Origin of the sequence: Pseudovibrio sp. JE062 (assembly GCF_000156235.1) — a bacterium.
Lineage (GTDB): Bacteria > Pseudomonadota > Alphaproteobacteria > Rhizobiales > Stappiaceae > Pseudovibrio.
Map to the genome: position 1 here is coordinate 407,671 of NZ_DS996809.1, position 23,465 is coordinate 431,135.

Below are 23,465 nucleotides of genomic sequence, written 5' to 3' on the forward strand. Positions count from 1 at the left end.
TGATAAGTTGAATTGAAAAAGGCCCGATCTGATGACCGGGCCCTTTTCTTGTTCTGATGTTATCCAACAGCTTACATGTTTGGATAGTTCGGTCCGCCAGTGCCTTCCGGAACGGTCCAGGTGATGTTGCCGTTCGGGTCTTTGATGTCACAGGTCTTACAATGCACGCAGTTTTGCGCGTTGATCTGGAAGCGTGGTGGCTCGCCGTTTTCTTCCACCCACTCATACACGCCAGCGGGACAATAACGGTTCGACGGTCCATCATAAACATCGTGCTCAGAAAGCTTCTGCAAGGTTTCGTCGCGCAGTTTCAGATGGATCGGCTGATCTTCCTCGTGGTTGGTGTTAGAGAGGAAAACAGAGGACAGTTTGTCGAAGGAGATCTTCCCGTCTGGTTTCGGATAGTTGATCTTCTTGCAGTCTTTGGCTGGCTTCAGGCTCGCAGCGTCGGTCTTGCCGTGTTTTACGGTGCCGAAGAAGGAGAAGCCGAACAGCTCGTTGGTCCACATGTCCAGACCACCGAAGACCATGCCCATCAAGCTGCCGAACTTGGACTGCAGCGGCTTAACATTGCGTACCTTCCAGAGATCCTTACCGATTTCGGAATTGCGCCATGCGATATCGTACTGGTCCAGCTCTTCGTTTGCTTCACCACGGCCCAGAGATTCCACGACGATGTCAGCAGCCAGAATGCCGGAGAGCACTGCGTTGTGGGAGCCTTTGATGCGTGGCACGTTCACGAAGCCAGCGGAACATCCGAGGATGAGACCGCCCGGGAAGGACAGCTTCGGTACGGACTGATATCCCCCTTCGGAGATCGCGCGAGCGCCGTATGAGATGCGCTTGCCGCCTTCAAAAACGTCCTTCACAGCAGGGTGGGTTTTGAAGCGCTGGAACTCGTCAAACGGAGACATGTATGGGTTCTGGTAGTTGAGGTTCACAACGAACCCAACGGCTACCTGATTGTCTTCCAGATGGTAAAGGAAGGAACCACCTTGAGTTTTGCCATCCAGCGGCCAACCCATGGAGTGCTGCACCAGACCAGCTTTGTGCTTGGCTGGGTCAACTTCCCACAGTTCCTTGATACCAATACCGTATTTCGGGTGATCGCTGTCACGATCCAGATCGAACTTGTCGATCAGGGTCTTTGCCAGAGAGCCACGAACACCTTCAGAGATCAGCGTGTATTTGCCGAGCAGAGCCATGCCGCGCATGTAGCCATCTTTGTGAGAGCCATCACGAGCAACACCCATATCACCCGTTGCAACACCGATCACCTTGCCTGCATCATCGTAAAGCACTTCAGCTGCTGCGAAGCCTGGATAGATTTCCACGCCGAGCGCTTCTGCTTTTTCCGCCAGCCAGCGACATACATTGCCCAGAGACACAATGTAGTTGCCATGGTTGTTCATGAGCTTTGGCATCAGGAAGTTTGGCAGGCGAAGGGAACCAGCAGGGCCAAGCAGGTTGAAGTGGTCTGCGGTTACCGGTGTCTTGATTGGAGCGCTTTCGTCTTCGCGCCAGTCAGGGATCAGGCGATCAATACCGATTGGATCGATCACAGCACCAGACAGGATGTGCGCACCAATCTCAGATCCTTTTTCCAACACAACAACGGAGACGTCCTCTCCCTTTTCCGCAGCCTGCTGTTTGATCCGGATTGCTGCTGACAGACCTGCAGGACCACCACCCACAATTACAACGTCGAACTCCATGGATTCGCGTTCTGCCAGAGTTTCCCCTTCAGACATATTATTCTCCCTCTACACTTTATCCACTTCATTTCGCGTCAAATGATGTGGCAGCGCATTAATTCCACGCCCCTCAAGTGTCAAAACTTTATTTAGTCTCTGTGTAATTGACCGGATACTATAGCGCAATGCGTTTTAAGGTGCATTACGTGGCGTACCCCAATAAAAAAAGCTTCCTACACCGCAAGGATTTATTGTGATTTCCCCAAATCTACGTGCATGACTTTACACTGTTCCCAATTGAGTTAGCGCATTTACGTTTTTCTATTGGACACGTGCGCTCTCATATAGAATATAGGGCTAAACGGGCTGCTGCCCAACTATGGTGCATTGCAAAAGAGTTACTCCCTTTCATCTGCACCTTCCTGTGTGCCACAACTAGAAAATGGCTATGTCTGAAGTTCCTGTCGCAAATGCCGCCGAGCTGGAGGCTTATCTGGAGTTCCTGAGTGCTGTCGGTGTCGACTGCGCGATGGAAGATGCTCCGATTGATCGCTTTGCGCAAACGCAGGCTCAGATGGAGAAACAGGCACAGGCACGCCCGGCTCCGCAGCAGAACTTTGCACCGACCAACTCCTTTGCTTCACCAGAGCCAACCCAGTCCCAGCCGAAGAACCTTAGCGTTTCTCCTGCTGAGATGGCGCGCAATCTGCGTGAGAACGGCGTTTCGGCTGATGACAAGATGAAAGCAAGGCAGATTCTGGAGCGCCAGCGGGCGGCCAAAGAGTCTGCCGTGCAGACCGTCATGCCAAACGCTGCAGATAATGCTGTTGTGCCCAATGCTGAAACGGTTGGCTCTGCCAGAAGTGCTGCGAGTTCTGCTCAGTCACTGGATGAGTTGCGCAAGATCCTTTCCGGTTTTGAGGGCTGTAATCTGCGCCTGACCGCCAAGAACCTTGTGTTTGGTGATGGCAGCTCCAAAGCCCGCGTCATGTTTGTTGGCGAGGCGCCGGGACGTGAAGAGGATATTCAGGGTGTTCCATTTGTTGGGCGTTCCGGCCATCTGCTGGACCGTATGCTCAAGGCTGTCGGGCTTGATCGCTCCAACGTTTATATTGCCAACGTTGTTCCTTGGCGCCCTCCAGGGAACCGCACCCCTACTCCGCATGAAACCGAGATCTGCCGTCCGTTTATTCAGCGACAGATTGAGCTGGTGGATCCTGAGATCGTGGTGTTCCTGGGAGCAGCCTCGGCCAAGACGCTGAGCGGTGCCCGTGATGGTATTCGTAAGTTGCGCGGTAAGTGGCTGACTTATAACGGTGAAGGCACTCAGCGGAAGGCCATTGCGACCTACCATCCTGCCTATCTGCTGCGCAGCCCAGCGGAAAAACGCTATGCATGGCGGGACATGCTCCAGATTCGTGCTGAGCTTGAAACAACCGAATAATCCCCAGTGCTGCACATGAACTCTCTGAGTTCTTGAGGTGTAGTTTTGTTATAGAGATCACACAGTTGCGTTTTATTGCGTAAATTGCCATTTCTTTTGGCTATTGCTCTTCTCTCCTGACGATTGCTGCCTATATTGGATGGAACTGGGTCACCCAGCGACAGACAAGTTATCGACGCAAAGGAGAATTTTGAGTTGTTGAAGAAGCTGCGCAGCTACCTTCCGGGCAAGTGGGGAAAAGTAAGACCTGTTGTTCCCGTCGTCCGTATGAGTGGTGCTATCGGAGCTGCGTCTCCATTGAAATCAGGTTTGAACCTGAGCAGTGTCGAAGACGCGCTGGAAACGGCCTTTAGCTTTAAAGAAGCTCCGGCTGTTGCTTTATCCATCAACTCACCTGGTGGTTCTCCTGTACAGTCACACCTCATCTTCAAACGCATTCGCCAGCTGGCCGATGAGAACAACAAGCAGGTTCTTGTTTTCGTTGAAGATGTTGCCGCCTCTGGTGGCTATATGATTGCTTTGGCTGGTGATGATATCATCGTTGATCCAGCTTCTATCATCGGCTCAATCGGCGTTGTTTCCGCCGGTTTCGGTTTCACCGAGCTTCTGGAAAAAGCTGGCGTTCAGCGCCGCGTTTACACCAGCGGTGAGAAGAAAGTGACGCTGGATCCGTTTGCACCAGAGGTCAAAGAGGACATTGAGCACCTCAAGACCTTGCAGCACGAGATCCACGAGATGTTCATCGACATGGTGAAAAGCCGCCGCGGTGACGTGTTGAGCGATGATGACAACCTGTTTTCCGGTCTGTTCTGGACTGGAGCGAAGGCACGTGACCTTGGCCTTGTAGATGGGCTGGGTGATCTTCACTCCACAATCCATGAGCGGTACGGCAAGGAAACGAAAGTGAAAGTTGTTGGCACCAAGAAGCGTTTTCTTGGCCGCTTTATCCCGGGCGCAAGCCTTAAGGGTGGTTTGAATGAAGCAGCAGGCACACTGCCGGCTGCTGCACTAGCTACTCTGGAAGAAAAAAGCCTTTGGGCAAAGTTTGGCCTTTGAGCAATCTCCATAGGATTGCCAAAATTGCCATAAATAACAATGCTTCACATAAGTGATGGAAGGAAAATGCAGATGACTGAGGTATTGGGAACTGTTGCTTTGATTGCAGGTGGATATGCTCTTTACAAAGCCGTAAAGAAGGAAATTTCCAACATGGCATTCAAGAAACAGCCTGCCTATGCAACTGCTCGCAAGCGTCCGGTTGACCCAGCTTACACACGCCTGGTTCAGGATCCGGTCACAGGCAAATACCGCCCTACAAGCAACTACTAAGAGCACCAGCTCTGTAGTTGCACCCCTTGTGCCCGCATGACATCTGGTCTGCGGGCTAACGGTCGTTATCGACCACTCTCCCCTTTCTTTTTGCGCTGCCACCGCGAGATTTGTCGCTGCTGCGACATCATTGGGCACAACTGGCGTTCAGCCTGTTAAATACGCGGTAAACAGAGAAACATCCCTCTGGAATGCTTGACCTTCCCTGTTTGACGTGGCACCTGTGCCCCAACTTGGATTTTGCGTGGTTTTAGCGCAGTACATTTTGGATTTTCAGGAAACACTCCCATGTCTAGTGAAGCCGTTCCGGCACATATGCAGCCAACCAAGTCCTTTCAGGGTCTTTTGATGACCCTCCAGAGATTCTGGGCCGATCAGGGCTGCGTTATCTTGCAGCCTTACGACATGGAAGTTGGCGCGGGTACTTCTCACCCAGCGACGACACTGCGTTCTCTTGGCCCACGTCCATGGAAGGCTGCTTATGTTCAGCCATCCCGCCGTCCTACCGATGGTCGTTATGGTGAAAACCCAAACCGTCTGCAGCACTACTACCAGTTTCAGGTTCTGCTGAAGCCATCTCCAGAAAACCTTCAGGAACTGTATCTGGCTTCTCTGCGCGCAATCGGCATCGACACAGACATCCATGACGTTCGCTTTGTTGAGGATGACTGGGAAAACCCAACACTGGGCGCATGGGGCCTTGGTTGGGAATGCTGGTGTGACGGCATGGAAGTTTCTCAGTTCACCTACTTCCAGCAGGTTGCAGGTTTTGAGTGTAAACCGGTTTCCGGTGAGCTAACTTACGGTCTGGAGCGTATCGCAATGTACGTTCAGGGCGTCGACAACGTTTATGACCTGAACTTCAACGGTCTGGAAGGCGACGAAAAAGTCACTTATGGCGATGTGTTTCTTCAGGCCGAGCAGGAATATTCCCGTCACAACTTCGAGCATTCCGACACTGAAATGCTGTTCCGTCACTTTGCGGACCATGAGCGCGAGTGCAAGCGTCTGCTGGCAGCAAGTGCTGAAGCCATGGAAAAAGCTGGCGATGGCCTGCAGAAGGTCGTTCTGCCTGCATATGACCAAGCTCTCAAATGCTCTCACGTGTTCAACCTGCTGGATGCCCGCGGTGTGATTTCCGTGACCGAGCGCCAGAGCTACATTCTGCGTGTTCGCGAGCTTTCCAAAGCGTGTGGTGCTGCTTTCCTGCAGACCGAAGCTGGCGGTGTTGGCTACACAGGCTGATCCTAGTCAACCTGATGAATTTTCGAATGCCGGGGCAGAAATGCCTCGGCATTTTTCGTTGTCAGCCCTCTTTCACCTATGACTCCTTGAAAGATGACTGCTGAAAATCTGTAGGTTTTCAGAACCGCTACCAATTGGATATTTTCAAAGAAATATCCTGTTTGATTTGCAAATCGACTCCCCTGTTGCCAGAGGCCTGAGTTCCAGAGTTGCTTGTTAAAGTTCTGAAGTCTCAAGCTACTTGATGTTTGTTTCACCGCGTATCTTTAGCCGCTGACCTAAATTGGGGTGTATTCGCGGAGTTCTGACTTCCATGACTGTTGAAAGTACCGAGGTGCTTCAAGACGGCAACACTGCTGTTCCCTCTCAATCTCCTCCCAAGCCAGTAGAGCAACCGTCTTCTACGCAAAACCTTTCTGACGAGCAGATTGCCAGAGCGATCGTATCTCGCCTAAGCAGAGACGATAAACTGGCTATGCGTGATGGCGACAAAGCTTTCTGGCCAGGCATTCGCGAGATGATGAAGAGCGGTTCTCAGTCAGGTCCGTGGGCTGCAGGCGTTTTGCCAGAGCATCATTTGCCCGGAATCCATTATACGGAGGGTTCGCGCGGGATTGTCATGAAGGGGGCAACGACCTTTCCGGCAACGATAGCCCGCGCAGCGACTTTTGACCCTGAGCTAGAGCAGCGGATTGGTGCGGTCATAGGCTATGAGATGCGTGCTTTTGGGGGAACGCTGTTTGGCGGCATCCCTCTGAACCTGATGCGCCATCCAGCTTGGGGGCGTGCGCAGGAGTCTTATGGAGAAGACAGCTTCCTGATTGGTGCCATGGGGACAGCGCTTGTTCGCGGTGTTCAGCAGCATGGTATGGCTTGCGTGAAGAACTTTGCTTTGGCTTCCATGGAGCAGTCCAAACTTTCACTGAACGTGACAATTGGGCAGCGTGCCCTCTTTGAAATGTACCTCCCTCATTTCCGAAAGGCTGTCGAGGCTGGCGCAGCGGCGATGATGACCTCTTACAGTTCTATCAATGGAGAACTGTGCGGTCATAACAAGGAGCTGCTGACACAGCTCTTGAAATCCGACTGGGGTTTTAAAGGTTTTGTGCTGAGTGATTTCATCTTCGGTATTCGCAATGCCAAAGAAGCAGCGAACGCTGGTGTTGATCTGGAGATGCCCTTCCAGCTTCATTACCACCAGAGCTTGCCAGAGCTGATTGAAACTGGCGAGGTGAGTGAAGCCACGCTGGATGATGCATGCTATCGGCTTATCTTGCAGCAGCTGCGTGTTCTGCGAAAAGGGAACTACGAGAAGAAGCGCGTTGGATGTGCTGAGTTCCGGGCTGTTGCACAGGAAGCGGCAGAAAAGTCGATTGTTCTGCTGAAAAACGAAGGCGGTTTCCTTCCCCTGAAAGACATTGAAAGCATTGGTGTTATTGGTCGTTTGGCAAGTGTGGCGAACACAGGAGACAAAGGCACCAGTGATACACAGCCGACACATGTCATTACCCCACTTGCCGGTCTGCGGGCCTATTACAAACACAAGGTAGACATCTGGCAGGACCGGGGCCAGAACATCAATCGCGCTTTGCAAATTGCCAGGCGCGCTGATGCTGTGGTGCTTGTCGTTGGGAACGATCACAGCAGTGAGGGAGAATGGGTTTCTGCCGGTTTGGCGGCTCAGTTCCATGGGGTTTTGCCGCAGCCACGTAATCGCGAAGAAGCGCAGATTGCTTCGCAATTCCTGCGATCGTTTGGCAGTGGAGGATCAACAGGGAAGTCTGAGGGTTCCAGCGGGGTTAAGGACGGTTACGGTGCCGGTGATCGCTCCAGCTTACGCTTGCCGCCGCATGATGTGGAGTTGATCAAACAGGTGTGCGCCGTCAATCCAAACTGCGTTGTTGTTGTTATGGGTGGCGGCACGATTTTGATGAATGAATGGGAAGACAAACCTGCTGCTATCTTGTTGCATTGGTATCCCGGCATGGAGGGTGGAACTGCTCTTGCTCGCATTCTGTCCGGCGAAATCTCACCGAGCGGCCGCTTGCCCTTTGTGGTCCCCCGCCGCGAAAGCGACCTCCCCGACTTTGACCGCAATGCGCGCAAAGTGATCTATGATCTTTGGCACGGCTACAGGAAACTAGACAAGGATGATGTAACACCGGCGTATCCATTTGGTTTTGGTTTGAGCTACTCCCAGTTCCACTACTCTGAGCTTGAGGTTTCCCGGCCAGAAGAGCTGATGGGCGGAAGCATTCAGGTGCAGGTCTCTGTTGCCAATATCGGTCAGGTGAATGCTGAGGAAGTTGTGCAGGTCTACATTGCGCCCAAGGGCTCTGCGGTGGAACGAGCGAAGCAGGAACTGAAAGGGTTTCAGCGGGTTCCTATACCAGCAGGTGAGAGCCGACGCGTGACGATCACAGTCCCCATTGAGGAGCTGGCTATCTTTGATGGTGACCGGAACCAGATGGTGGTTGAGCGCATCCTTTACGACGTGATTGTGGGTGCCTCCAGTCAGGATCCCAATAGCCTGAGACAAGAGCTGAAATTGTTTGGCGAACTTGATGAAGTTGCTGAAGAACCTGCGTAAACCCACAGGTTCGTCCTCGCTGCACACGCCTCTGGTGACGGAGAGCTGTACACACCCCTGTTGATGGGTGGTCCTCCTCTGCAGTTTTTTGCTCAATTCCCGTGGTGCGCTGGCTATTGGGGGTGACAATGCCCTTTAGTATTGCTAGGCACTACGCACTCTAGAAATTTGCGATTGATTGACCAGTTAAAGGCGTCGTTCACCAATGCCAGATCTTCTCCTCGAACTCTTTAGCGAGGAAATTCCTGCCCGCATGCAGCGTCGTGCGGCTGAGGATTTGAAATCCCTCCTGACCAATGCTCTTGTTGAAGCAGGTGTGACCTATGAAGGCGCGAAGGCTTATGCCACTCCTCGCCGCCTGGCCCTGCACATTGCCGGCTTGCCTGCTGGCTCCAAAGCAACCCGTGAAGAGCGTAAAGGCCCGCGCGTTGGCGCGCCTGAAAAAGCACTGGCTGGTTTCCTGCGCGGCGCAGGTCTTACTTCTATCGAAGAAGCTGAAGTTCACAATGACCCTAAGAAGGGTGATTTTTACGTCGCTGTTATCGAAAAGCCTGGCCGCAAGACCGAGGACATTGTTGCTGACGTGATGCCTGACATCATTCGCAATTTCCCTTGGCCTAAGTCTCAGCGTTGGGGCTCCGGCAACTTGCGCTGGGTGCGTCCGCTGCATTCCATCGTCTGCACCTTTGGTCCTGAGACCGAAGAGCCGGAAGTCATTCCGTTTGAAGTTGATGGCATCACATCCGGTCAGACCACTTACGGTCACCGCTTTATGGCACCTGAGGCAATCGAAGTGCGCCGCCTGGAAGACTATATGTCCAAGCTGGAAGCCGCCAAAGTTGTGCTGGATGCGGATCGCCGTAAAGACATCATCGATACAGATGCGAAAAACGCTGCTATGGCGCTTGGCCTGGAACTGGTTGAGGATGCTGGCCTTCTTGAAGAAGTGGCTGGCCTCAACGAGTGGCCAACTGTTCTCATCGGTTCTTACGACGAGAGTTTCCTTCAGCTGCCTGACGAAGTGATCCAGCTCACCATTAAAGTGAACCAGAAGAACTTCGTTCTGCGTGATCCGGCAACCTCCAACCTCTCCAACAAGTTTGCGTTGACTGCAAACATAGTTGCGAAAGACGGTGGCACCAAGATCATCGCCGGTAACGAGAAGGTTGTTTCTGCTCGTCTGTCTGATGCGAAGTTCTTCTGGGAAACCGACCTGAAGACCAAGCTGGAAAGCAACGTTTCCAAGCTTCAGGACATCGTGTTCCACGAGAAGCTGGGCAGTGTGGCAGCTCGCGTTGATCGTCTTGAGCGCCTTGCTGCTGAAATCGCTCCACTTGTTGGCGCTGACATTGAGCAGACCAAGCGTGCCGCACGTCTTGCAAAGGCTGATCTTGTTTCCGCGATGGTCTTTGAGTTCCCTGAACTGCAGGGTCTGATGGGCCGTTACTACGCTGAAGCACAGGGCGAAGATGCTGCTGTCGCACAGGCGATTGAAGACCACTACAAGCCAGCGGGCGCTTCGGATGATGTTCCAACATCACCAGTTTCCATCGCTGTTGCACTGGCTGACAAGCTGGACATTTTGGCTGGTTTCTGGGCGATCGATGAGAAGCCAACCGGCTCCAAAGATCCGTTTGCCCTGCGCCGTGCTGCTCTGGGTGTTATCCGCCTTGTGCTGGAAAACGATCTTCGTCTGCCACTGCGTGATGTGCTGGTTCAGAGCCTGCGTCGTAATCTGGCTGACATTGCTGCTGCTCGTGGTGAGAGCGCTCTTTCTGATCTTCCATTTATCGGCAAAGGCAAAACCGGTGAAGGCGTTGTCAAAGACATCTTCTCCATGGTTTCCAAAGCTGCTGATGTTGTTCTGGCGAACGTTTCCGACAAGATCCCTGAGACTTCTCTGGAAACCGGCCTGATTGATGATCTGCTCGGCTTCTTTGCAGATCGCATGAAGGTGGTTCTGAAGGACAAGGGTGTGCGTCACGATCTGATCGACGCTGTGCTGGCACGTGGTGGTCAGGACGATATTGCATTGATCGTGAAGCAGGCTGAAGCTCTGGCTGGACTGCTGGGCAGCGAAGATGGTGCAAACCTTCTGGCTGGTTACAAGCGTGCAGCCAACATTCTGCGTGCGGAAGAGAAGAAAGACGGCAAGACCTTTGAAGGCAAGCCTGACGCTGCTTTGCTGGAAGAGCAGGCAGAAAAAGACCTTGCTGCAGCGCTGGATAGCGTTCTGGTTGAGATCAAGCCTCTGCTTGATTCGGCTGACTTTTCCGGCGCGATGGCTGCTCTTGCCAAGCTGCGCGGTCCGGTTGACGGCTTCTTCGACAACATCCACGTGAATGCTGAGAAGCCTGAGGTTCGTGAGAACCGCTTGAAGATCCTCTCTGAAATCCGTGCAGCCGTTCATCAGGTGGCAGATTTCTCGAAGATCGCTGGCTAAAGCAGTTCGCATTTAAGCTGGACTATTTGAACTGCTTTAGCTTTTGTGTTTGCGTATCTTTGTCCGAAAACCGGTGGCCACTTTTCGGAGATACGCACTAAGCACACTTCATAAGACATTCAAAAGCCCGGAACTCAGTTGAGTTACCGGGCTTTTTTGTGGACTATGTTTTGACGGCTTTGTCGTACTCAACGGCCGTTTGCGCGATCTCTTCTTTAAGCCAGTCCCGCAGTTTCCGAACGCTTGGGCTGCGAAGCGCCCCTTCCCTGCAAATGAACCAGTAGGACCTGCCGGTTGAACAGCGGTGGTCAAACGGGATCTTGAGCTGACCTTGCTTCACGGCATTGGCGACCAGAGTATCCCAACCCAAGAAGACACCGTGACCGGCGATAGCAGCGTCCATGCACAATGAGGCGTTAGAGAAGCCATGGCCTTTCGGCAGCTGGCTTTCCTTCAGGCCGAAGGGAGCGAGCCAGTCGCTCCAGCGATAATAGGAGTTGTAGTCGCGAATGATCACTTCATTAAGCAAGTCTTTGGGCTCTTTAAGACGTTCAGCGACTTCCGGAGAGCAGACAGGATAGATGAAGTGTTCGCAGAGGCGTTCGGAGTAGACATCATCTGGTGCGCGTTTGTGGACGCGGACACAGGCATCAACGTCAGAATGGTTGAGATTGACGAGTTGGTCGTTGGCATCCAGTCGGAGATTGATGTCCGGGTTGGCCTTCATGAAGCTGCTCAGGCGCCAGACGAGCCACTTTTCGGCAAGGAGTGGTGCAACAGACAGGAACAGGCTTTCTTCTCTATCCCGGTCTGCCAGAGCGACAGCTTCTGAGATCTGCTTCAGCCCTAATGTGAGTTCACGGCAGATTTCAGTGCCAAGGCTGGTGAGTTTCAGTCCGCCAGTCTCGCGTGTGAACAGCGGACGACCCAGCTGGTGCTCGGTTTTGTGCAATTGCTGGCTGACAGCACCGGACGTGATACCCAGCTCTTCTGCAGCATTTTTAAGAGATCCCAGGCGTCCAACGGCTTCCACAACGCGGAGGCCGGCGAGGCTGACCTGATTGAGATTTTTCATCGAGAACAGTTCCGAGCAGTAAATCTAAACCGGGGTTTAGTTATTCCAGATAGCACTTGCAACGCAATTGACGCATTGTCGCTCCATAAAGTCACAAAGGAAATGACAATGAAAAATCTTTTAAAAGATCTGTTGCGCGGAAAGTCCCAGCGTAAATCCAAAGCCCCAGCTGGCTCCAAACCATACTGTGCTGATCCGCTTGCACACCCTGCCCTTCAGCGGATGGATACCCGCGAAATTGGTGATGTTTACATCAACCCAGAAAAAACGCTGCCTTAAAAGCAGCGTTTTTTATTTTGTCCCTCAGTACGGGATGCCAACTTTTTTATAAATGAAATGCATCAGCCAGGCAGGCCCAACCAACAGGAACTGCAAGTCCTTGAAGAAGGATGGCTTTTTCCCCTCAATATGATGGCCGATAAACTGGCCGATCCAAGCAATCACAAACACTGCCAATGCCGTCTGCCAGAGTGGGATCCCAAGCCCAAACTGCTGATAGGTCATGTTGATCCAGACCATTAGCGCTGAGAACACGGCCATGCCGATGGCTAGTGTGATGGACAGTGACAGGTAGTAGATGATCGACAATCCCAAGCCGATCGTGCACCAATTTAGCCATGGTGAGATGTTTGAAAATCCGATTGGTGTTGGGACAGACCACAACAGTGCTGTGACCGTCCAGAAAATGATCGGCACACAGATCCAGTGAATTGCTTTGTTTTTATGATTTTGGTGGCTTTCGCCATACTCGCCCAAGAGGCGATCAATGCGACGCCCGGTCGCTTCTGAAAAGCTCATATTACCCTCCCCGTAATATCAAGCAGCATCAATGCAGATAGCATGCCGTATAGGGAAGGTATTATCAAGCTGACAAAACTTCGGCGGGCATATTAACCACTGCCCGCCGAAGGAGTTGTTTTAGCTATGCGGAGCCAGGCAAACCCCAGCATTTTCCTTACGACATTGCGCATCAACTGCTGAAAGCGCTGTCATATTTACGATACCGCGCGAGGTCACGGATGGTGTGATGATGTGCGCGGTTTTCTTAGCGCCCAGCAAAATCGGACCTACATGGAGTGCGTCTGTCATTGCTTTGATCAGGTTCAGTGCAATGTTGGAAGCATCCAGAGTTGGGAACACCAGCAGGTTGGCAGGGCCAGAAATATGCGCATCTGGCATGTAGCGTTTCAGGATTTCCGGCTTCAGCGCAGCATCACCGTGCATCTCACCTTCTGCTTCCAGATCAGGCATTTGCTTCCAGACCATCTGCAGGGCTTCCCGCATTTTGTTGGAGGTCTCGGACGGACGGGAGCCGAAATTGGAGTGTGAGAGCAGTGCAACGCGTGGGGTGATACCAAAACGCTTGATCTGCTCGGATGCCAGATGAGTGATCTCAGCGATCTCTTCCGCGGATGGGCATTCTGTGACGTAAGTGTCTGCCAGGAAGTATGCACCGCTGGTGTTGATCAGCAGGGAGAGCGTGGAGAAATCTCTGATGCCATCAGAACATCCGATGATGTTGTTGATGTCACGCAGGTGCTTATCGAAGCGGCCTTCAAGGCCGGTGATAAGCGCATCCGCTTCTTCCCTATGCAACGCCAATGCACCAATCACGGTGGTGTTGGTACGCACAATGGTTCTGGCTGCTTCAGGAGTTACGCCTTTACGTCCAACCAGTTGCACCAGTGTATCAACGTAAGAACGGTAGCGTGGATCGTCTTCCGGGTTCACGAACTCAAAATCTGTTCCCGGACGAATGCGAAGGCCGAAGCGCTCACAGCGGTTTTCAAGAACCTGCGGACGACCGATCAGGATCGGGGTTGCCAGACCTTCTTCGATCACCACCTGAGCGGCACGCAGGACGCGCTCGTCTTCACCGTCAGCGTAGATAACGCGCTGTTTGTCAGCTTTTGCCTGCGCGATGATTGGCTTCATCACCATACCGGAGCGGAACACGAAGCGGTTCAGCTTGTCCATGTAGGCGTCTAGATCTTCAATCGGGCGAGTTGCGACACCGGTGTCCATGGCAGCTTTTGCAACAGCTGGTGCAATGCGCAGGATCAGGCGGTTATCGAACGGAGATGGGATGAGGTAATTCGGGCCGAATGTGTGGGTGACACCGCCGTATGCTTTGGCGACCACATCGGTTGGTTCTTCCCGTGCCAGACCTGCAATTGCTTCCACTGCGGCCAGCTTCATTTCTTCGTTGATGGCGGTTGCGCCAACATCCAGCGCGCCACGGAAGATGTAAGGGAAGCAGAGAACGTTATTCACCTGGTTCGGGTAGTCGGAACGGCCTGTGCACATGACAACATCGTCACGAACAGCCAGCGCATCTTCCGGCATGATTTCCGGGTTCGGGTTGGCAAGACCCATCACCAGAGGACGTTTCGCCATCTTGGCGACCATCTCCGGCTTCAGAACGCCAGCTGCGGACAGACCGATGAAAACGTCCGCATCTTCGATGATATCATCCAGCGTGCGCTTGTCAGTTTTCTGCGCGAAGACAGATTTCCACTCATCCATAAGGGCTTCCCGGCCCTCATAAACAACACCCTCAATGTCAGAAACCCAGATGTTCTCGCGCTTTACGCCTGAAGATACGAGCAGGTTGAGACATGCCAGTGCTGCTGCGCCTGCGCCAGAGGCGACGACTTTGATCTCATCCAGTTTTTTGCCAGCCAGTTCCATGCCGTTGCGAACAGCAGCTGCAACGATAATCGCTGTGCCGTGCTGGTCATCATGGAAAACCGGGATATTCATCTTTTCGCGCAGGCGTTTCTCGATCTGGAAACACTCTGGCGCCTTGATGTCTTCCAGGTTGATACCGCCGAAGGTTGGCTCCAGAACGCCAACTGCATCTACGAACTTATCAACGTTGGTTTCATCAACCTCGATGTCGAATACATCGATGCCTGCGAACTTTTTGAAGAGGACGGCTTTACCTTCCATCACCGGCTTGGATGCCAGAGGACCAATCGAGCCCAGACCCAGTACCGCAGTCCCATTTGAGATCACCCCAACGAGGTTTTGACGTGCAGTGTAGTCGGCTGCTTTTGACTCGTCCTTATGGATTTCCAAACACGGAGCAGCTACGCCCGGAGAGTAGGCTAGCGCCAAATCTCGCTGGTTGCCCAAAGGCTTAGTTGCCTGAATTTCCAATTTACCCGCGCGCGGATACTCGTGGTAAAAGAGCGCTTGTTCATCGAGTTCGCCGGAGGTAGGGCGTTTTTTGTCCGTCATCGTCTATTCTTGCCTGACCTAGTGAATGAGCGGCTCGCCACCGGGAATCATTATGACTTCCGGTTCAGATGTCGCAGTTTGGCAAAACCTAGACCATTGCCTAGGATTCTGCACCGTCTAAGTACGTCTTAAAGCGTATAAATGCGCGAATTAGAATAAACAAAACGGTAGCATTCAAAATATGCCACAAGGAATGTGTCCCAACTGGCAAAATTGAGCAGATTGGCTCGTCCAGAATCCGGAATCCCATCGATATTGCGAAGACGATGCCTGCCAGCAGCAATGCATTGGATGTCTGCCGGTTTTTGCTGCGGGTGAGGCATGCAAAAAGTAGGATGGCAACGAGGGCTGGGAAGTAACCAGCAGTGGGGCCGATGATGCCCTCTACCATCCTTGGGCCGAATGCCATTGCCCCAAAGAAGAGCAGCGTTGCGCCCAGTGATATCAATAGGTTGGTGCCCATATAGCGCCGTGTGGCCAGATAAAAATACACCAGCATGAAGATCGCGATCGGGATCACATCTGCGAGCATGGACCAGAGGGTTGCGAAGGTGTGGAACAGGAACGATCCGATGCCGATGATGGCCAGCAAAGCGATGAGAACCAGCGCTGCGTTATCTTGTGCGTTGGTTTGCGTTGAAGCCGTGTTTTTTGCGTTGCTGCGTGCATTGAGCCAGATTTGAAGGGCAAACAGAGCGGCAATGATAAATGCCACATTGCTGACGGCATTGAGCGGCTCAGACCAGAAGGCAGCGGAGGTTCTTTCGCAGTATTGGTTCAGGTGCTGGTTCCAATCCATGAGACCTCCGAGCTGGTACCGGGTTACCTCGTGCTGTTTTGAAAGACCACTGTACCGTTCAACCAATGGACCCGGCTAGCCCTCAAGATTTTTTGGATCTGCTGTTGCCGGGTTTTGGCGGAGCTCCCCTTTAGCACTTTATGCAGGTGCTCTTTGTGCACGAGCATGGGCAGATCATGTGCAGACGACTTGAGCGTGCGATGCTTGGCGTTGATCAACTTCTGCTTGAATTGCGCCGCGGTGCCGAACTCTTCTGTCCGGCTTGGAAACACCGCGATTAAGTTATCCCCGTTGCCGACCCGTTCAGCCCGCTCGATGAAGGCAGCTGCTTCTGTTTGCCAGCCGGTTTGCAGGATTGCGCCGGGGCGGATGAGCAGCACCCAGTCGGACCGTGCGCATTTCTTTGCCCCTTCTGCCAGAGCGGATGCGGGATCAGCGCTGGCATCGATGAAGTGCGCGCCGGAGGCATCAGCGACGACTTCAGTTCCATCAGTAGAGCCTTCGTCTGCGATGACGACTTCTTTCAGGATGCCTTCTGCCGAGGCCGGGACCAGAGCGGACAAGGTGTGCACCAGTTGGTGCTCGCTGTTCTTGCTGAGAATAAGTGCGCTAATCATTCCAACAGCTTACAGTGATTTGCCAGAGTATGGGAAAGTAAAGGCTTGCAAATCCAGATATTTTGAGCAATGTTCCACTTATGTTCTCATAAGAAGATGAAAGTGCACGCCCCATGTCAACTGCACAAAATCACAGGGTCGAGGCAGACGCGACAGATCCGCTGGGTTCTGCTTTGCCGGTCAACATGACAGGCCGTGGACGGGCTGCGCATTCCAACAAGGCTGGGCGGTTTGAGGCGGAAAGCCGGGAACTGATGGATGATGGCTGGGGAACAATTGATGAACTTCCGCCGATCAAGACCGAGGTTCAGACGGAAGCTGCGCGACATGTGATCACCAAGAACACCTCGCCGGACCTGCCTTTTGACCGTTCCATCAATCCCTATCGGGGCTGCGAGCATGGCTGCATCTACTGCTTTGCGCGGCCAACCCATGCCTATATGGGGCTTTCGCCGGGGCTGGATTTTGAAAGCCGCCTGTTTGCCAAGCCCAATGCAGCGCAGGTGTTGGAACGGGAGCTGGGTGCACCTTCCTATCAGCCTAAGCCAATCGCCATTGGCACCAACACAGATCCCTATCAACCGATTGAGCGCACACAGAAAATCATGCGCGGTATTCTGGAAGTGCTGAACAAGACCGGGCATCCGGTGACCATTGTCACCAAGTCTGCTCTGGTGATGCGGGATATCGATATCCTTGCGGAGATGGCCGAGCGTAATCTGGCCAAGGTGGCAATTTCAGTGACGACACTGGACCGGAAGATTGCCCGCAGTCTTGAGCCGCGTGCGTCTACGCCAACGCGGCGTTTGCAAGCGATCAAAGCGCTGTCTGATGCGGGTATTCCGACTGCTGTGTTGGCAGCGCCGGTTATTCCCGGCCTTACGGATCATGAGCTGGAGAGCATTCTGGAGATCTGCAAGGAGCATGGCGCAACGGAGGCCAGCTACATTTTGCTGCGCTTGCCGCGCGAGGTTTCTGAGCTGTTCAAGGAATGGCTTTTGCGGGAAGCTCCGGGCAGTTATCGCCGCGTACTCAGCCTGCTGCGTTCCATGCGCGGGGGCAAGGACTACGATGCGCAATGGACGCAGCGTTTCAAGGGAAAAGGGCCTTATGCGGATCAGTTGGCGAAGCGGTTTCAGCTGGCTTGTAAGAGCAAGGGATTATCGTCCCGATCCCTCAAGCTCTCCTGCGATCACTTCATCAAACCGACCTGCGGCGGTGTGCAGCTCTCATTGCTGTAGATGAGGCTTGTTGTTGCGGTTGAAAGCGACCGGTCTGCATGGCAAAGAGGGGCATGTCGTATTTTGCAAATTCTCTCTTTGATATCGCCTTTCCTGATGCTCCGGACCTGCGCTTTGAGCGCTCTGTTGAGCAAGACTTGCAAGGGCGCTTTGCTGGCATTGATGAGGCCGGACGCGGACCATGGGCTGGCCCTGTGGTGGTGGCTGCCGCCAGCCTCAATTACGACAATCTGCCAGAGGGATTGAACGACTCCAAAAAGCTGACAGAAGCCAAGCGCGAAGAGCTTTTTGAGCAGATCCTTGAGGTGGCTGATGTGAGTGTGTGCGTGCAAAGTGCGCAGACCATTGATCGCCTGAACATTCGTGAGGCAACGCTGCAAGGCATGCGCACCTGCGCGCGCTCCCTTTCCGTTCCGGTCAAGCGGTTCTTTATTGATGGCAAGGATGTTCCGCATCATCTGCCACAGGAAGGGCAAGCGATGATCAAAGGTGATGGCCGCTGTCTCGCCATCTCCGCCGCCTCCATCGTTGCCAAGGTGACCAGAGATCGGCTGATGGTGAAGATGGACAGGTACTTCCCAGAGTACGGCTTTGCCAAGCACAAAGGCTACGGCACCAAACAGCATCAGGAAGCCCTCGCCGCCCATGGCGTCACCCCCCTGCACCGCTGCTCTTTCCGGCCTATCCGAGAGCTGATTGAGGGGTAGTCAGGTCAGCCTGAAAACAGGTGAGGCTTGCAGAGTGATATGATGACATCCGGCGATCTAAATCAGTTGCTCTCAAACAAGCTCACGCGCTTTTTCATTCTCTACTCTATTCTTTCTGTGATGCTCGCCATGCTCATTGCTGGCATTTCCTGGTTTCATGGTGGTAGTAAGTTGACCCATGTTGATCTGCCGCTCATTTCGGATAGCAAGCTGTCCGTTGATGGCGACTTCATCGTGACCCGCGTGCCAATGTGGAATCGTGTGCAGATCTATCATCGCGAGCGTGGTTTCGTCTCCGGCTTCTTTCTGGAATATCAAAGAGCGACCGGAGCGTTTAAGGTCTTTCCAAATCAACGGCTTGTCGATTGCGGCTCCAACTGGCCAACAGATTCCAGTTACCTACAGTACACCTTCAACGGAGAACCACTGGGCAGAACGCAATCAGCTGACGTTGCTGAAGCGTGCAGCGGTCATCACCGTCCAACACCCGCGAGTAAACTGGAACATCTGGGTGTCTTCTTCCAGTTTGATGGCTTTGGTTATTCTCTTCAGGCAGCGAGTGAAACAGGCCTGAAAACATTGAACCGCAGAAACATTTTTGCAGACCTGCTTGCGCTGTCTCTCTACCCATTTGCACTCATGAAAGTTTTTGCATTTCTGCTGGGAGCGCAAGTGATCTGGTTCTTCTACAAGGCAATGAGATTAAAGCCACGCAAAGAGCATCCGTGAGGATTAAATTGTTATCTGCTTACAGCTGTCTATCCGAAATGCTTTTGCCAAATCTCCTGGGTTTGCAGGAGCAGTCGCTGAACGTCGATCATCTCAGCTGATGCTGAGTTCTCGGATAGCTTGATAGGCGCACCTTTTGTGTAGAATCTCTCCATCTCTGTATTCGACAGTTCAATGAAACTGCGTGTTTCATTAGCATCAACGGACTGCACCTTAGCAGTAGTCCGATGACTTGCATTCGGTGAACTCAAAGCCTTGGTAAGCGGGAAACTGGCGGGATCTATCATTTGACCAGACTCCGATAGAGGGTGTTCGTCAGCCGGTTAAATCGTCAGCTCTACACGCAGTTGCAGGTCGCCGTATTGTTGGTAGGAGCCGCCAGTGCCCGGGCTGTCGGAGACTATTTCGGAGACGGCTCCGGCAGGGTCGTCCTTGAAGGCGCGTTTAGTTTCCGGGTCGACGATTTTTTCGAAATCTTTCAGGTAACGCTCGTATTCCTGAAGTTCCAGAATGGCGCTTTTGACTTCGGCGTGGGCTGCTTCTTCCTTCGGCGTGCGAGGTGCGAAGAAGTGCTTCAGAATGCGGGTTTCGCTAAAGTCCATCGTGATTTCCGGCATTGGCTTTTCAGGCTGTTTTGCTTCCTGACTTTGCCGGGCCGTGTTCATCAGTGTTGGAGTGGACGCAGCAGAATTAATTGGATTCATCATTTGATCTGAAACTCATTGAGCAAGCAATAATTTGAGATCAAAGATGCAAATTACATGCCATTAGAACCCGCAGAAAACTAAGACTCCTGATGGCTGTTTCGTGTTGAAGTCGGCAGAAACTTCCGAGATATTTGGCAGCCCGGCAGTTTCTTCTGACGCACGCGCAAACACTCTTGCGCAACTGCTGAATTTTCTGAGTGGAACGGAGGCTTAGAACGGAACGTTCAGGCGTTCGCTTTAGAGCTTGGCGCGTATGCTGAGTGAGTTGAGATAAGGGGTCATCGTTATGAAACGAGCAATTGTTACTGGTGGTGCGGGGTTAATTGGGACTGGTATCTGCGCAGCGCTTCTTAAGAAGGGTTGGGAAGTGGCGAGCTTTGACCTTAAAGAGGGCAGCTCCGGTGCGATGGATGTGCTCTGTGATATCAGCGATGAGAGCGCGGTTGATGAAGCGTTCAGCTCACTTGGATGGCCGCAGCTGGATTTGCTGGTCAACAATGGCGGTCATGCCACAAGTCTGCAGTTGGGGCTGAAGGAAGCCACCATGGATGACTGGCGCTCAACCTTGGACAGCTATCTGACAGCGACGTTTCTGATGAGCCGCCGGGCCTTGCCGCTGATGCCGGAAGGGTCAAGCATCGTGAATATGGCGTCTACCCGCGCTTTCATGTCTGAGCCCGGTGATTTCATCTATGCCACTGCCAAGGGCGGTATCCTTTCGCTGACGCAGGCATTGGCGATGTCGCTTGGCCCCAAGGTGCGGGTGAACGCGATTGCGCCGGGATGGATCTCGGATGACGCTGACCTGAGTGAGCGGGATCATGCGCAGCATCCGGTGGGACGGGTTGGTCGCCCCGCAGACATTGCAGAGGCAGTGCTTTACTTGAGCGAGGCCGGGTTCATGACGGGTCAGACGCTGACCATTGACGGCGGCATGACCCGGAAGATGATTTACGAGGAGTGATCACCTCAAAATGAAAGCCCCCTCTGGTGAGGGAGCCTTCCTGAGGTGATGAGGTCAGGCGAGCACGAACCAGAAATCAAGATCGAAACTGGTTTGATCGAAGTGTTTGAGGAAGTTTTGTCCGCTCTCATCCTGCAGATAGCCGTAGCAAATCTCTCTGCCCACGCCGATGTTCTCGGCAAAAGCAACCTCGGCATAGTTATCACCGCCGATGTGGCCCATCACGTGGGCTTTCGCCTCTGAGAAGCGGGAGAGGTAGTTGCTCTTGAGCTGTGCTGCAGAGGCCAGCATTTCCTCTTCTCCAGCAATGCCACTTAACGCGAGTTTGCCGATCTCGATGGAGGAAAAGCCGGTTGGAACCTGAAAGGCGTTATCCAGCAACCGGATCTGGGTGAGCTTGATGGTGCTTTCATCCAGCATGCTGTGAAAGGTTCTGGAGCTTTCGTCACCACTGAAGTTTTGGGACATGCTGGCAAAGGCTGCCGCGTCGCTCGCCAGGATTACATCCGCAAACTCTCCGGCCAGATTACCGACAAAAGCGTGCATGAGAATGCCATCCTGTTTGGCCAGATAGGACTTCTGCCAGTTGCGTGCTGCGGCGACCAGCTCGGCAGGCTCGATCTCCGCTTTTCTGGAATACCGTGCGAAGCCCATGACAGATGCGGTGGAGTTCTGTTTTAAAAGCATTTTTGTAAGTGCCCGTGTTTCTTTACTGCGAGCCGCACACTAAGATAGGCCAGTGACATTTTTTGTCAGGGGCATTCATGCGCAGTGTCAGGCTGTTTCAAATTCTGGATTTCATGCGTGGTCGGACACGGCCTGTCTCTGCTGAGGTGATTGCAGAGCGGTTCGGCACGTCTGTGCGCACGATCTATCGGGATATTGCCACGCTGCAGTCCATGGGTGCCCCGATCCGCGGTGAAGGCGGGCTGGGCTATCAGGTGGAGGATGGTTACTTCCTCCCTCCCCTCGCTTTTGACCGGGATGAGATGGACGCTGTGGTGTTGGGACTGCGGATGGTCACGGCACGGGGTGATACACCGCTCCGGCTCGCAGCAGAGCGTGTGCTGGGCAAGATCAGCGGAGCGCACCAGGAAAGCCCTGAGAGCGTCGACAGGCCACTTCTTGCTGTGAAGACGAAGACTGATACCAAGTCCGGCGATCAGATGACTGTACTGCGCTCTGCTATCCATGAACGGACTTTCGTCGGGTTCACATACACCTCGCTTTCCGGAGACACGTCACAGCGCTGCGTCCGGCCTCTGGGCCTCACTGCCTTTGAGAGCTCCTGGCTTCTGTCAGGCTGGTGCGAGATGCGGGAGGACTTTCGAAACTTCCGGGTGGATCTGATGAGTGATGTTGCTGCTCAGGAAAGCACGTTTGCCTTTGAGCGGGGCAAGGAGTTCACCGACTATCTGGCGACGCTGTAAGAAGCCGGCACTCCCTCCCAATAACGCAGAGTTGAATGCCCTAAGGTCACTTTCCCGTTTTGATGTTCATTTTAGCACATCGGGTTTTGGTCGCTGCTCGCATTCTGACAGGGTTACAACTCTAAGTTAAGGAGAGCGATATGCCTACTATCACGAGTGCGCCCCCTCAGGTGAATGTACCGATACAGCCTCAAGCCGTTCAGCAAGCGAACAGGCCTGCTGACATTCAAGACAGCTATAAGGAGCGTCATCTTGGGGACCTGGGTATCATGGTCAAGTACAACCCAGCGATCCCTGAGCATCAGGTGGATTCAAGTCTGGCTGCTGTCTCTGTTCATCGCACGGTGGCTGACAAGCTCGGCATGACCACACATGCGTTGCACAGCGTCGTCGAGAGCGGCAAAGATGCTGTGCTCTCAGCGCGTGCCCCTTTTCTTACAAGTGCTAGTCCAGCTCAGGAAACTGCTGATACGCATAAGTCCATTACTTCGAGTGCTAATGCCATCAAATCCCTTCCTGACAGTTCTTATCTGAAGACCGAAGGGCGGTGGCTAGATGCGTCCACGGTACAGGTCCCAGCACCTGGAAACGTTTTTGGTGCAAGCGGTCTCTTCGCATCTGCTGAGACAAGTCTGGAAATTCCTCTCGTCACGCCAGCAAGCCCAAACCGTGATGATATCGCAGCAGCGTTCGGCGTGAGGATCTTCGATGAAGGACAGACCATTCCGCTGAAGTTTGATGGAAACCTAAATGCCGTCGAGTACGAGTTTGGGAAAGCCTATCCGCAGTACAGACTGGATGTGGCCAATGGCTTCTTTATTGAGACACATGATTTTCCGCATGTGTTCATGCCAGCGTCAGAGCAGAGCGAGATTGTCATCACAATCGGGAAGCAGCTTGAAGAAAATCAGTTCGCCATGACCAACTTCCTTGTACCGCATGGCAGCGGCATTCTGGTTCCGGGCAATACCATTCATGCGGATGCTTTCAGCACCGGCAACATCATCGCGATGCTGACGCATTGTACAGAAGCGGATGTTGTCTTGATGCACCAACCTGATGATAGCCCGCTGCCAATCAAGGTTGATAGTTCTGAACGGTTGGGTCTGGCTGATTGGCACGTCTAAGGGCGTTGTCGTGACACACTGAGATGGACCAGTGTCCAGACAAAAAGAAAAGGCTCCCGAAGATCGGAAGCCTTTTTGGTG

21 protein-coding genes are annotated in these 23,465 nt (G+C 53.2%); 13 read left to right on the forward strand and 8 right to left on the reverse strand.

Annotated elements, in window-relative coordinates; all coding sequences use genetic code 11:
• Positions 1-71 precede the first annotated feature (71 nt).
• Positions 72-1,751, reverse strand: a complete 1,680-nt coding sequence (locus tag PJE062_RS14300; RefSeq protein ID WP_008549800.1) for an electron transfer flavoprotein-ubiquinone oxidoreductase — start codon at positions 1,749-1,751, stop codon at positions 72-74.
• A 391-nt stretch (positions 1,752-2,142) separates the two neighbouring features.
• Here PJE062_RS14300 and PJE062_RS14305 point away from each other — a divergent pair, with 391 nt between their 5' ends.
• The 6 genes from PJE062_RS14305 (at position 2,143) to glyS (ending at position 10,745) form a co-directional block, all read left to right on the forward strand.
• Positions 2,143-3,138 carry a uracil-DNA glycosylase gene (locus PJE062_RS14305; protein WP_008549542.1) on the forward strand — a complete coding sequence of 332 codons (996 nt, stop codon included), beginning with the start codon at positions 2,143-2,145 and terminating at the stop codon, positions 3,136-3,138.
• 195 nt (positions 3,139-3,333) lie between these two features.
• Entirely contained in the window at positions 3,334-4,194 is an 861-nt protein-coding gene (locus tag PJE062_RS14310) for a S49 family peptidase (protein WP_008549600.1), read from the forward strand.
• 72 nt (positions 4,195-4,266) lie between these two features.
• Positions 4,267-4,467 (forward strand): hypothetical protein, encoded by a 201-nt coding sequence (locus PJE062_RS14315; protein WP_008549797.1) that lies wholly within the window; start codon positions 4,267-4,269, stop codon positions 4,465-4,467.
• Positions 4,468-4,755: 288 nt separating this feature from the next.
• Positions 4,756-5,712 carry a glycine--tRNA ligase subunit alpha gene (locus tag PJE062_RS14320; RefSeq protein WP_008549653.1) on the forward strand — a complete coding sequence of 319 codons (957 nt, stop codon included), beginning with the start codon at positions 4,756-4,758 and terminating at the stop codon, positions 5,710-5,712.
• A gap of 313 nt (positions 5,713-6,025) precedes the next feature.
• Complete coding sequence (locus PJE062_RS14330) at positions 6,026-8,302, forward strand: glycoside hydrolase family 3 C-terminal domain-containing protein (protein ID WP_008549709.1); 2,277 nt, start codon at positions 6,026-6,028, stop codon at positions 8,300-8,302.
• A 205-nt stretch (positions 8,303-8,507) separates the two neighbouring features.
• A complete protein-coding gene (gene glyS, locus PJE062_RS14335; RefSeq protein WP_008549587.1) occupies positions 8,508-10,745 on the forward strand; it encodes a glycine--tRNA ligase subunit beta in 2,238 nt (745 codons plus the stop codon).
• Between the two features lie 163 nt (positions 10,746-10,908).
• Here glyS and PJE062_RS14340 read toward each other — a convergent pair whose 3' ends face one another.
• A complete protein-coding gene (locus tag PJE062_RS14340) occupies positions 10,909-11,820 on the reverse strand; it encodes a LysR substrate-binding domain-containing protein (protein WP_008549492.1) in 912 nt (303 codons plus the stop codon).
• A 108-nt stretch (positions 11,821-11,928) separates the two neighbouring features.
• Between PJE062_RS14340 and PJE062_RS26375 the strand changes: the two genes are divergently transcribed.
• A complete protein-coding gene (locus PJE062_RS26375) occupies positions 11,929-12,099 on the forward strand; it encodes a hypothetical protein (protein ID WP_008549495.1) in 171 nt (56 codons plus the stop codon).
• A 24-nt stretch (positions 12,100-12,123) separates the two neighbouring features.
• On the opposite strand, the gene PJE062_RS14345 is transcribed toward PJE062_RS26375, so the two are convergent.
• From PJE062_RS14345 to PJE062_RS14360, 4 genes are all read right to left on the reverse strand, one after another.
• Positions 12,124-12,618, reverse strand: a complete 495-nt coding sequence (locus PJE062_RS14345; RefSeq protein ID WP_008549640.1) for a DUF962 domain-containing protein — start codon at positions 12,616-12,618, stop codon at positions 12,124-12,126.
• A 120-nt stretch (positions 12,619-12,738) separates the two neighbouring features.
• Positions 12,739-15,063, reverse strand: a complete 2,325-nt coding sequence (locus tag PJE062_RS14350) for an NADP-dependent malic enzyme (RefSeq protein WP_008549927.1) — start codon at positions 15,061-15,063, stop codon at positions 12,739-12,741.
• Between the two features lie 100 nt (positions 15,064-15,163).
• The gene (locus PJE062_RS14355) at positions 15,164-15,862 is read right to left on the reverse strand and encodes a ceramidase domain-containing protein (RefSeq protein ID WP_008549722.1); all 699 of its coding nucleotides are present in this window, start codon (positions 15,860-15,862) and stop codon (positions 15,164-15,166) included.
• Between the two features lie 23 nt (positions 15,863-15,885).
• Entirely contained in the window at positions 15,886-16,479 is a 594-nt protein-coding gene (locus PJE062_RS14360) for a glycosyltransferase (protein ID WP_008550028.1), read from the reverse strand.
• Positions 16,480-16,592: 113 nt separating this feature from the next.
• Here PJE062_RS14360 and PJE062_RS14365 point away from each other — a divergent pair, with 113 nt between their 5' ends.
• Genes PJE062_RS14365 through PJE062_RS14375 form a run of 3 tightly spaced genes read left to right on the forward strand, consistent with a single transcriptional unit; the run spans position 16,593 to position 19,156 of the window.
• A complete protein-coding gene (locus PJE062_RS14365; protein ID WP_008550013.1) occupies positions 16,593-17,720 on the forward strand; it encodes a PA0069 family radical SAM protein in 1,128 nt (375 codons plus the stop codon).
• Between the two features lie 53 nt (positions 17,721-17,773).
• Positions 17,774-18,427 carry a ribonuclease HII gene (locus tag PJE062_RS14370; protein ID WP_008549992.1) on the forward strand — a complete coding sequence of 218 codons (654 nt, stop codon included), beginning with the start codon at positions 17,774-17,776 and terminating at the stop codon, positions 18,425-18,427.
• Between the two features lie 39 nt (positions 18,428-18,466).
• On the forward strand, positions 18,467-19,156 hold the full coding sequence (locus tag PJE062_RS14375; protein WP_008549786.1) for a hypothetical protein: 690 nt from the start codon (positions 18,467-18,469) through the stop codon (positions 19,154-19,156).
• A gap of 323 nt (positions 19,157-19,479) precedes the next feature.
• Here the strand turns inward: PJE062_RS14375 and PJE062_RS14385 are convergent, their stop codons facing one another.
• A complete protein-coding gene (locus PJE062_RS14385; RefSeq protein ID WP_008549906.1) occupies positions 19,480-19,863 on the reverse strand; it encodes a hypothetical protein in 384 nt (127 codons plus the stop codon).
• Between the two features lie 286 nt (positions 19,864-20,149).
• Here PJE062_RS14385 and PJE062_RS14390 point away from each other — a divergent pair, with 286 nt between their 5' ends.
• Entirely contained in the window at positions 20,150-20,827 is a 678-nt protein-coding gene (locus tag PJE062_RS14390; RefSeq protein ID WP_008549969.1) for an SDR family NAD(P)-dependent oxidoreductase, read from the forward strand.
• A gap of 54 nt (positions 20,828-20,881) precedes the next feature.
• Here PJE062_RS14390 and PJE062_RS14395 read toward each other — a convergent pair whose 3' ends face one another.
• Entirely contained in the window at positions 20,882-21,514 is a 633-nt protein-coding gene (locus PJE062_RS14395; protein ID WP_008550061.1) for a hypothetical protein, read from the reverse strand.
• A 77-nt stretch (positions 21,515-21,591) separates the two neighbouring features.
• Here PJE062_RS14395 and PJE062_RS14400 point away from each other — a divergent pair, with 77 nt between their 5' ends.
• Positions 21,592-22,257: a YafY family protein gene (locus PJE062_RS14400; RefSeq protein WP_008549634.1), complete on the forward strand. Its 666-nt coding sequence runs from the start codon at positions 21,592-21,594 to the stop codon at positions 22,255-22,257.
• A 140-nt stretch (positions 22,258-22,397) separates the two neighbouring features.
• Positions 22,398-23,384 carry a hypothetical protein gene (locus PJE062_RS14405; protein WP_037036987.1) on the forward strand — a complete coding sequence of 329 codons (987 nt, stop codon included), beginning with the start codon at positions 22,398-22,400 and terminating at the stop codon, positions 23,382-23,384.
• Positions 23,385-23,465: the final 81 nt, after the last annotated feature.

Coding starts and splice junctions, on each gene's coding strand:
- PJE062_RS14350 (WP_008549927.1), bottom strand. CDS start 15,063: ATGACGGACAAAAAACGCCCTACCTCCGGCGAACTCGATGAACAAGCG.
- PJE062_RS14370 (WP_008549992.1), top strand. CDS start 17,774: ATGTCGTATTTTGCAAATTCTCTCTTTGATATCGCCTTTCCTGATGCT.
- PJE062_RS14300 (WP_008549800.1), bottom strand. CDS start 1,751: ATGTCTGAAGGGGAAACTCTGGCAGAACGCGAATCCATGGAGTTCGAC.
- PJE062_RS14390 (WP_008549969.1), top strand. CDS start 20,150: ATGAAACGAGCAATTGTTACTGGTGGTGCGGGGTTAATTGGGACTGGT.
- PJE062_RS14305 (WP_008549542.1), top strand. CDS start 2,143: ATGTCTGAAGTTCCTGTCGCAAATGCCGCCGAGCTGGAGGCTTATCTG.
- PJE062_RS14345 (WP_008549640.1), bottom strand. CDS start 12,618: ATGAGCTTTTCAGAAGCGACCGGGCGTCGCATTGATCGCCTCTTGGGC.
- PJE062_RS14360 (WP_008550028.1), bottom strand. CDS start 16,479: ATGATTAGCGCACTTATTCTCAGCAAGAACAGCGAGCACCAACTGGTG.
- PJE062_RS14375 (WP_008549786.1), top strand. CDS start 18,467: ATGATGACATCCGGCGATCTAAATCAGTTGCTCTCAAACAAGCTCACG.
- PJE062_RS14340 (WP_008549492.1), bottom strand. CDS start 11,820: ATGAAAAATCTCAATCAGGTCAGCCTCGCCGGCCTCCGCGTTGTGGAA.
- PJE062_RS14400 (WP_008549634.1), top strand. CDS start 21,592: ATGCGCAGTGTCAGGCTGTTTCAAATTCTGGATTTCATGCGTGGTCGG.
- PJE062_RS26375 (WP_008549495.1), top strand. CDS start 11,929: ATGAAAAATCTTTTAAAAGATCTGTTGCGCGGAAAGTCCCAGCGTAAA.
- PJE062_RS14365 (WP_008550013.1), top strand. CDS start 16,593: ATGTCAACTGCACAAAATCACAGGGTCGAGGCAGACGCGACAGATCCG.
- PJE062_RS14405 (WP_037036987.1), top strand. CDS start 22,398: ATGCCTACTATCACGAGTGCGCCCCCTCAGGTGAATGTACCGATACAG.
- glyS (WP_008549587.1), top strand. CDS start 8,508: ATGCCAGATCTTCTCCTCGAACTCTTTAGCGAGGAAATTCCTGCCCGC.
- PJE062_RS14315 (WP_008549797.1), top strand. CDS start 4,267: ATGACTGAGGTATTGGGAACTGTTGCTTTGATTGCAGGTGGATATGCT.
- PJE062_RS14395 (WP_008550061.1), bottom strand. CDS start 21,514: ATGCTTTTAAAACAGAACTCCACCGCATCTGTCATGGGCTTCGCACGG.
- PJE062_RS14355 (WP_008549722.1), bottom strand. CDS start 15,862: ATGGATTGGAACCAGCACCTGAACCAATACTGCGAAAGAACCTCCGCT.
- PJE062_RS14385 (WP_008549906.1), bottom strand. CDS start 19,863: ATGATGAATCCAATTAATTCTGCTGCGTCCACTCCAACACTGATGAAC.
- PJE062_RS14320 (WP_008549653.1), top strand. CDS start 4,756: ATGTCTAGTGAAGCCGTTCCGGCACATATGCAGCCAACCAAGTCCTTT.
- PJE062_RS14330 (WP_008549709.1), top strand. CDS start 6,026: ATGACTGTTGAAAGTACCGAGGTGCTTCAAGACGGCAACACTGCTGTT.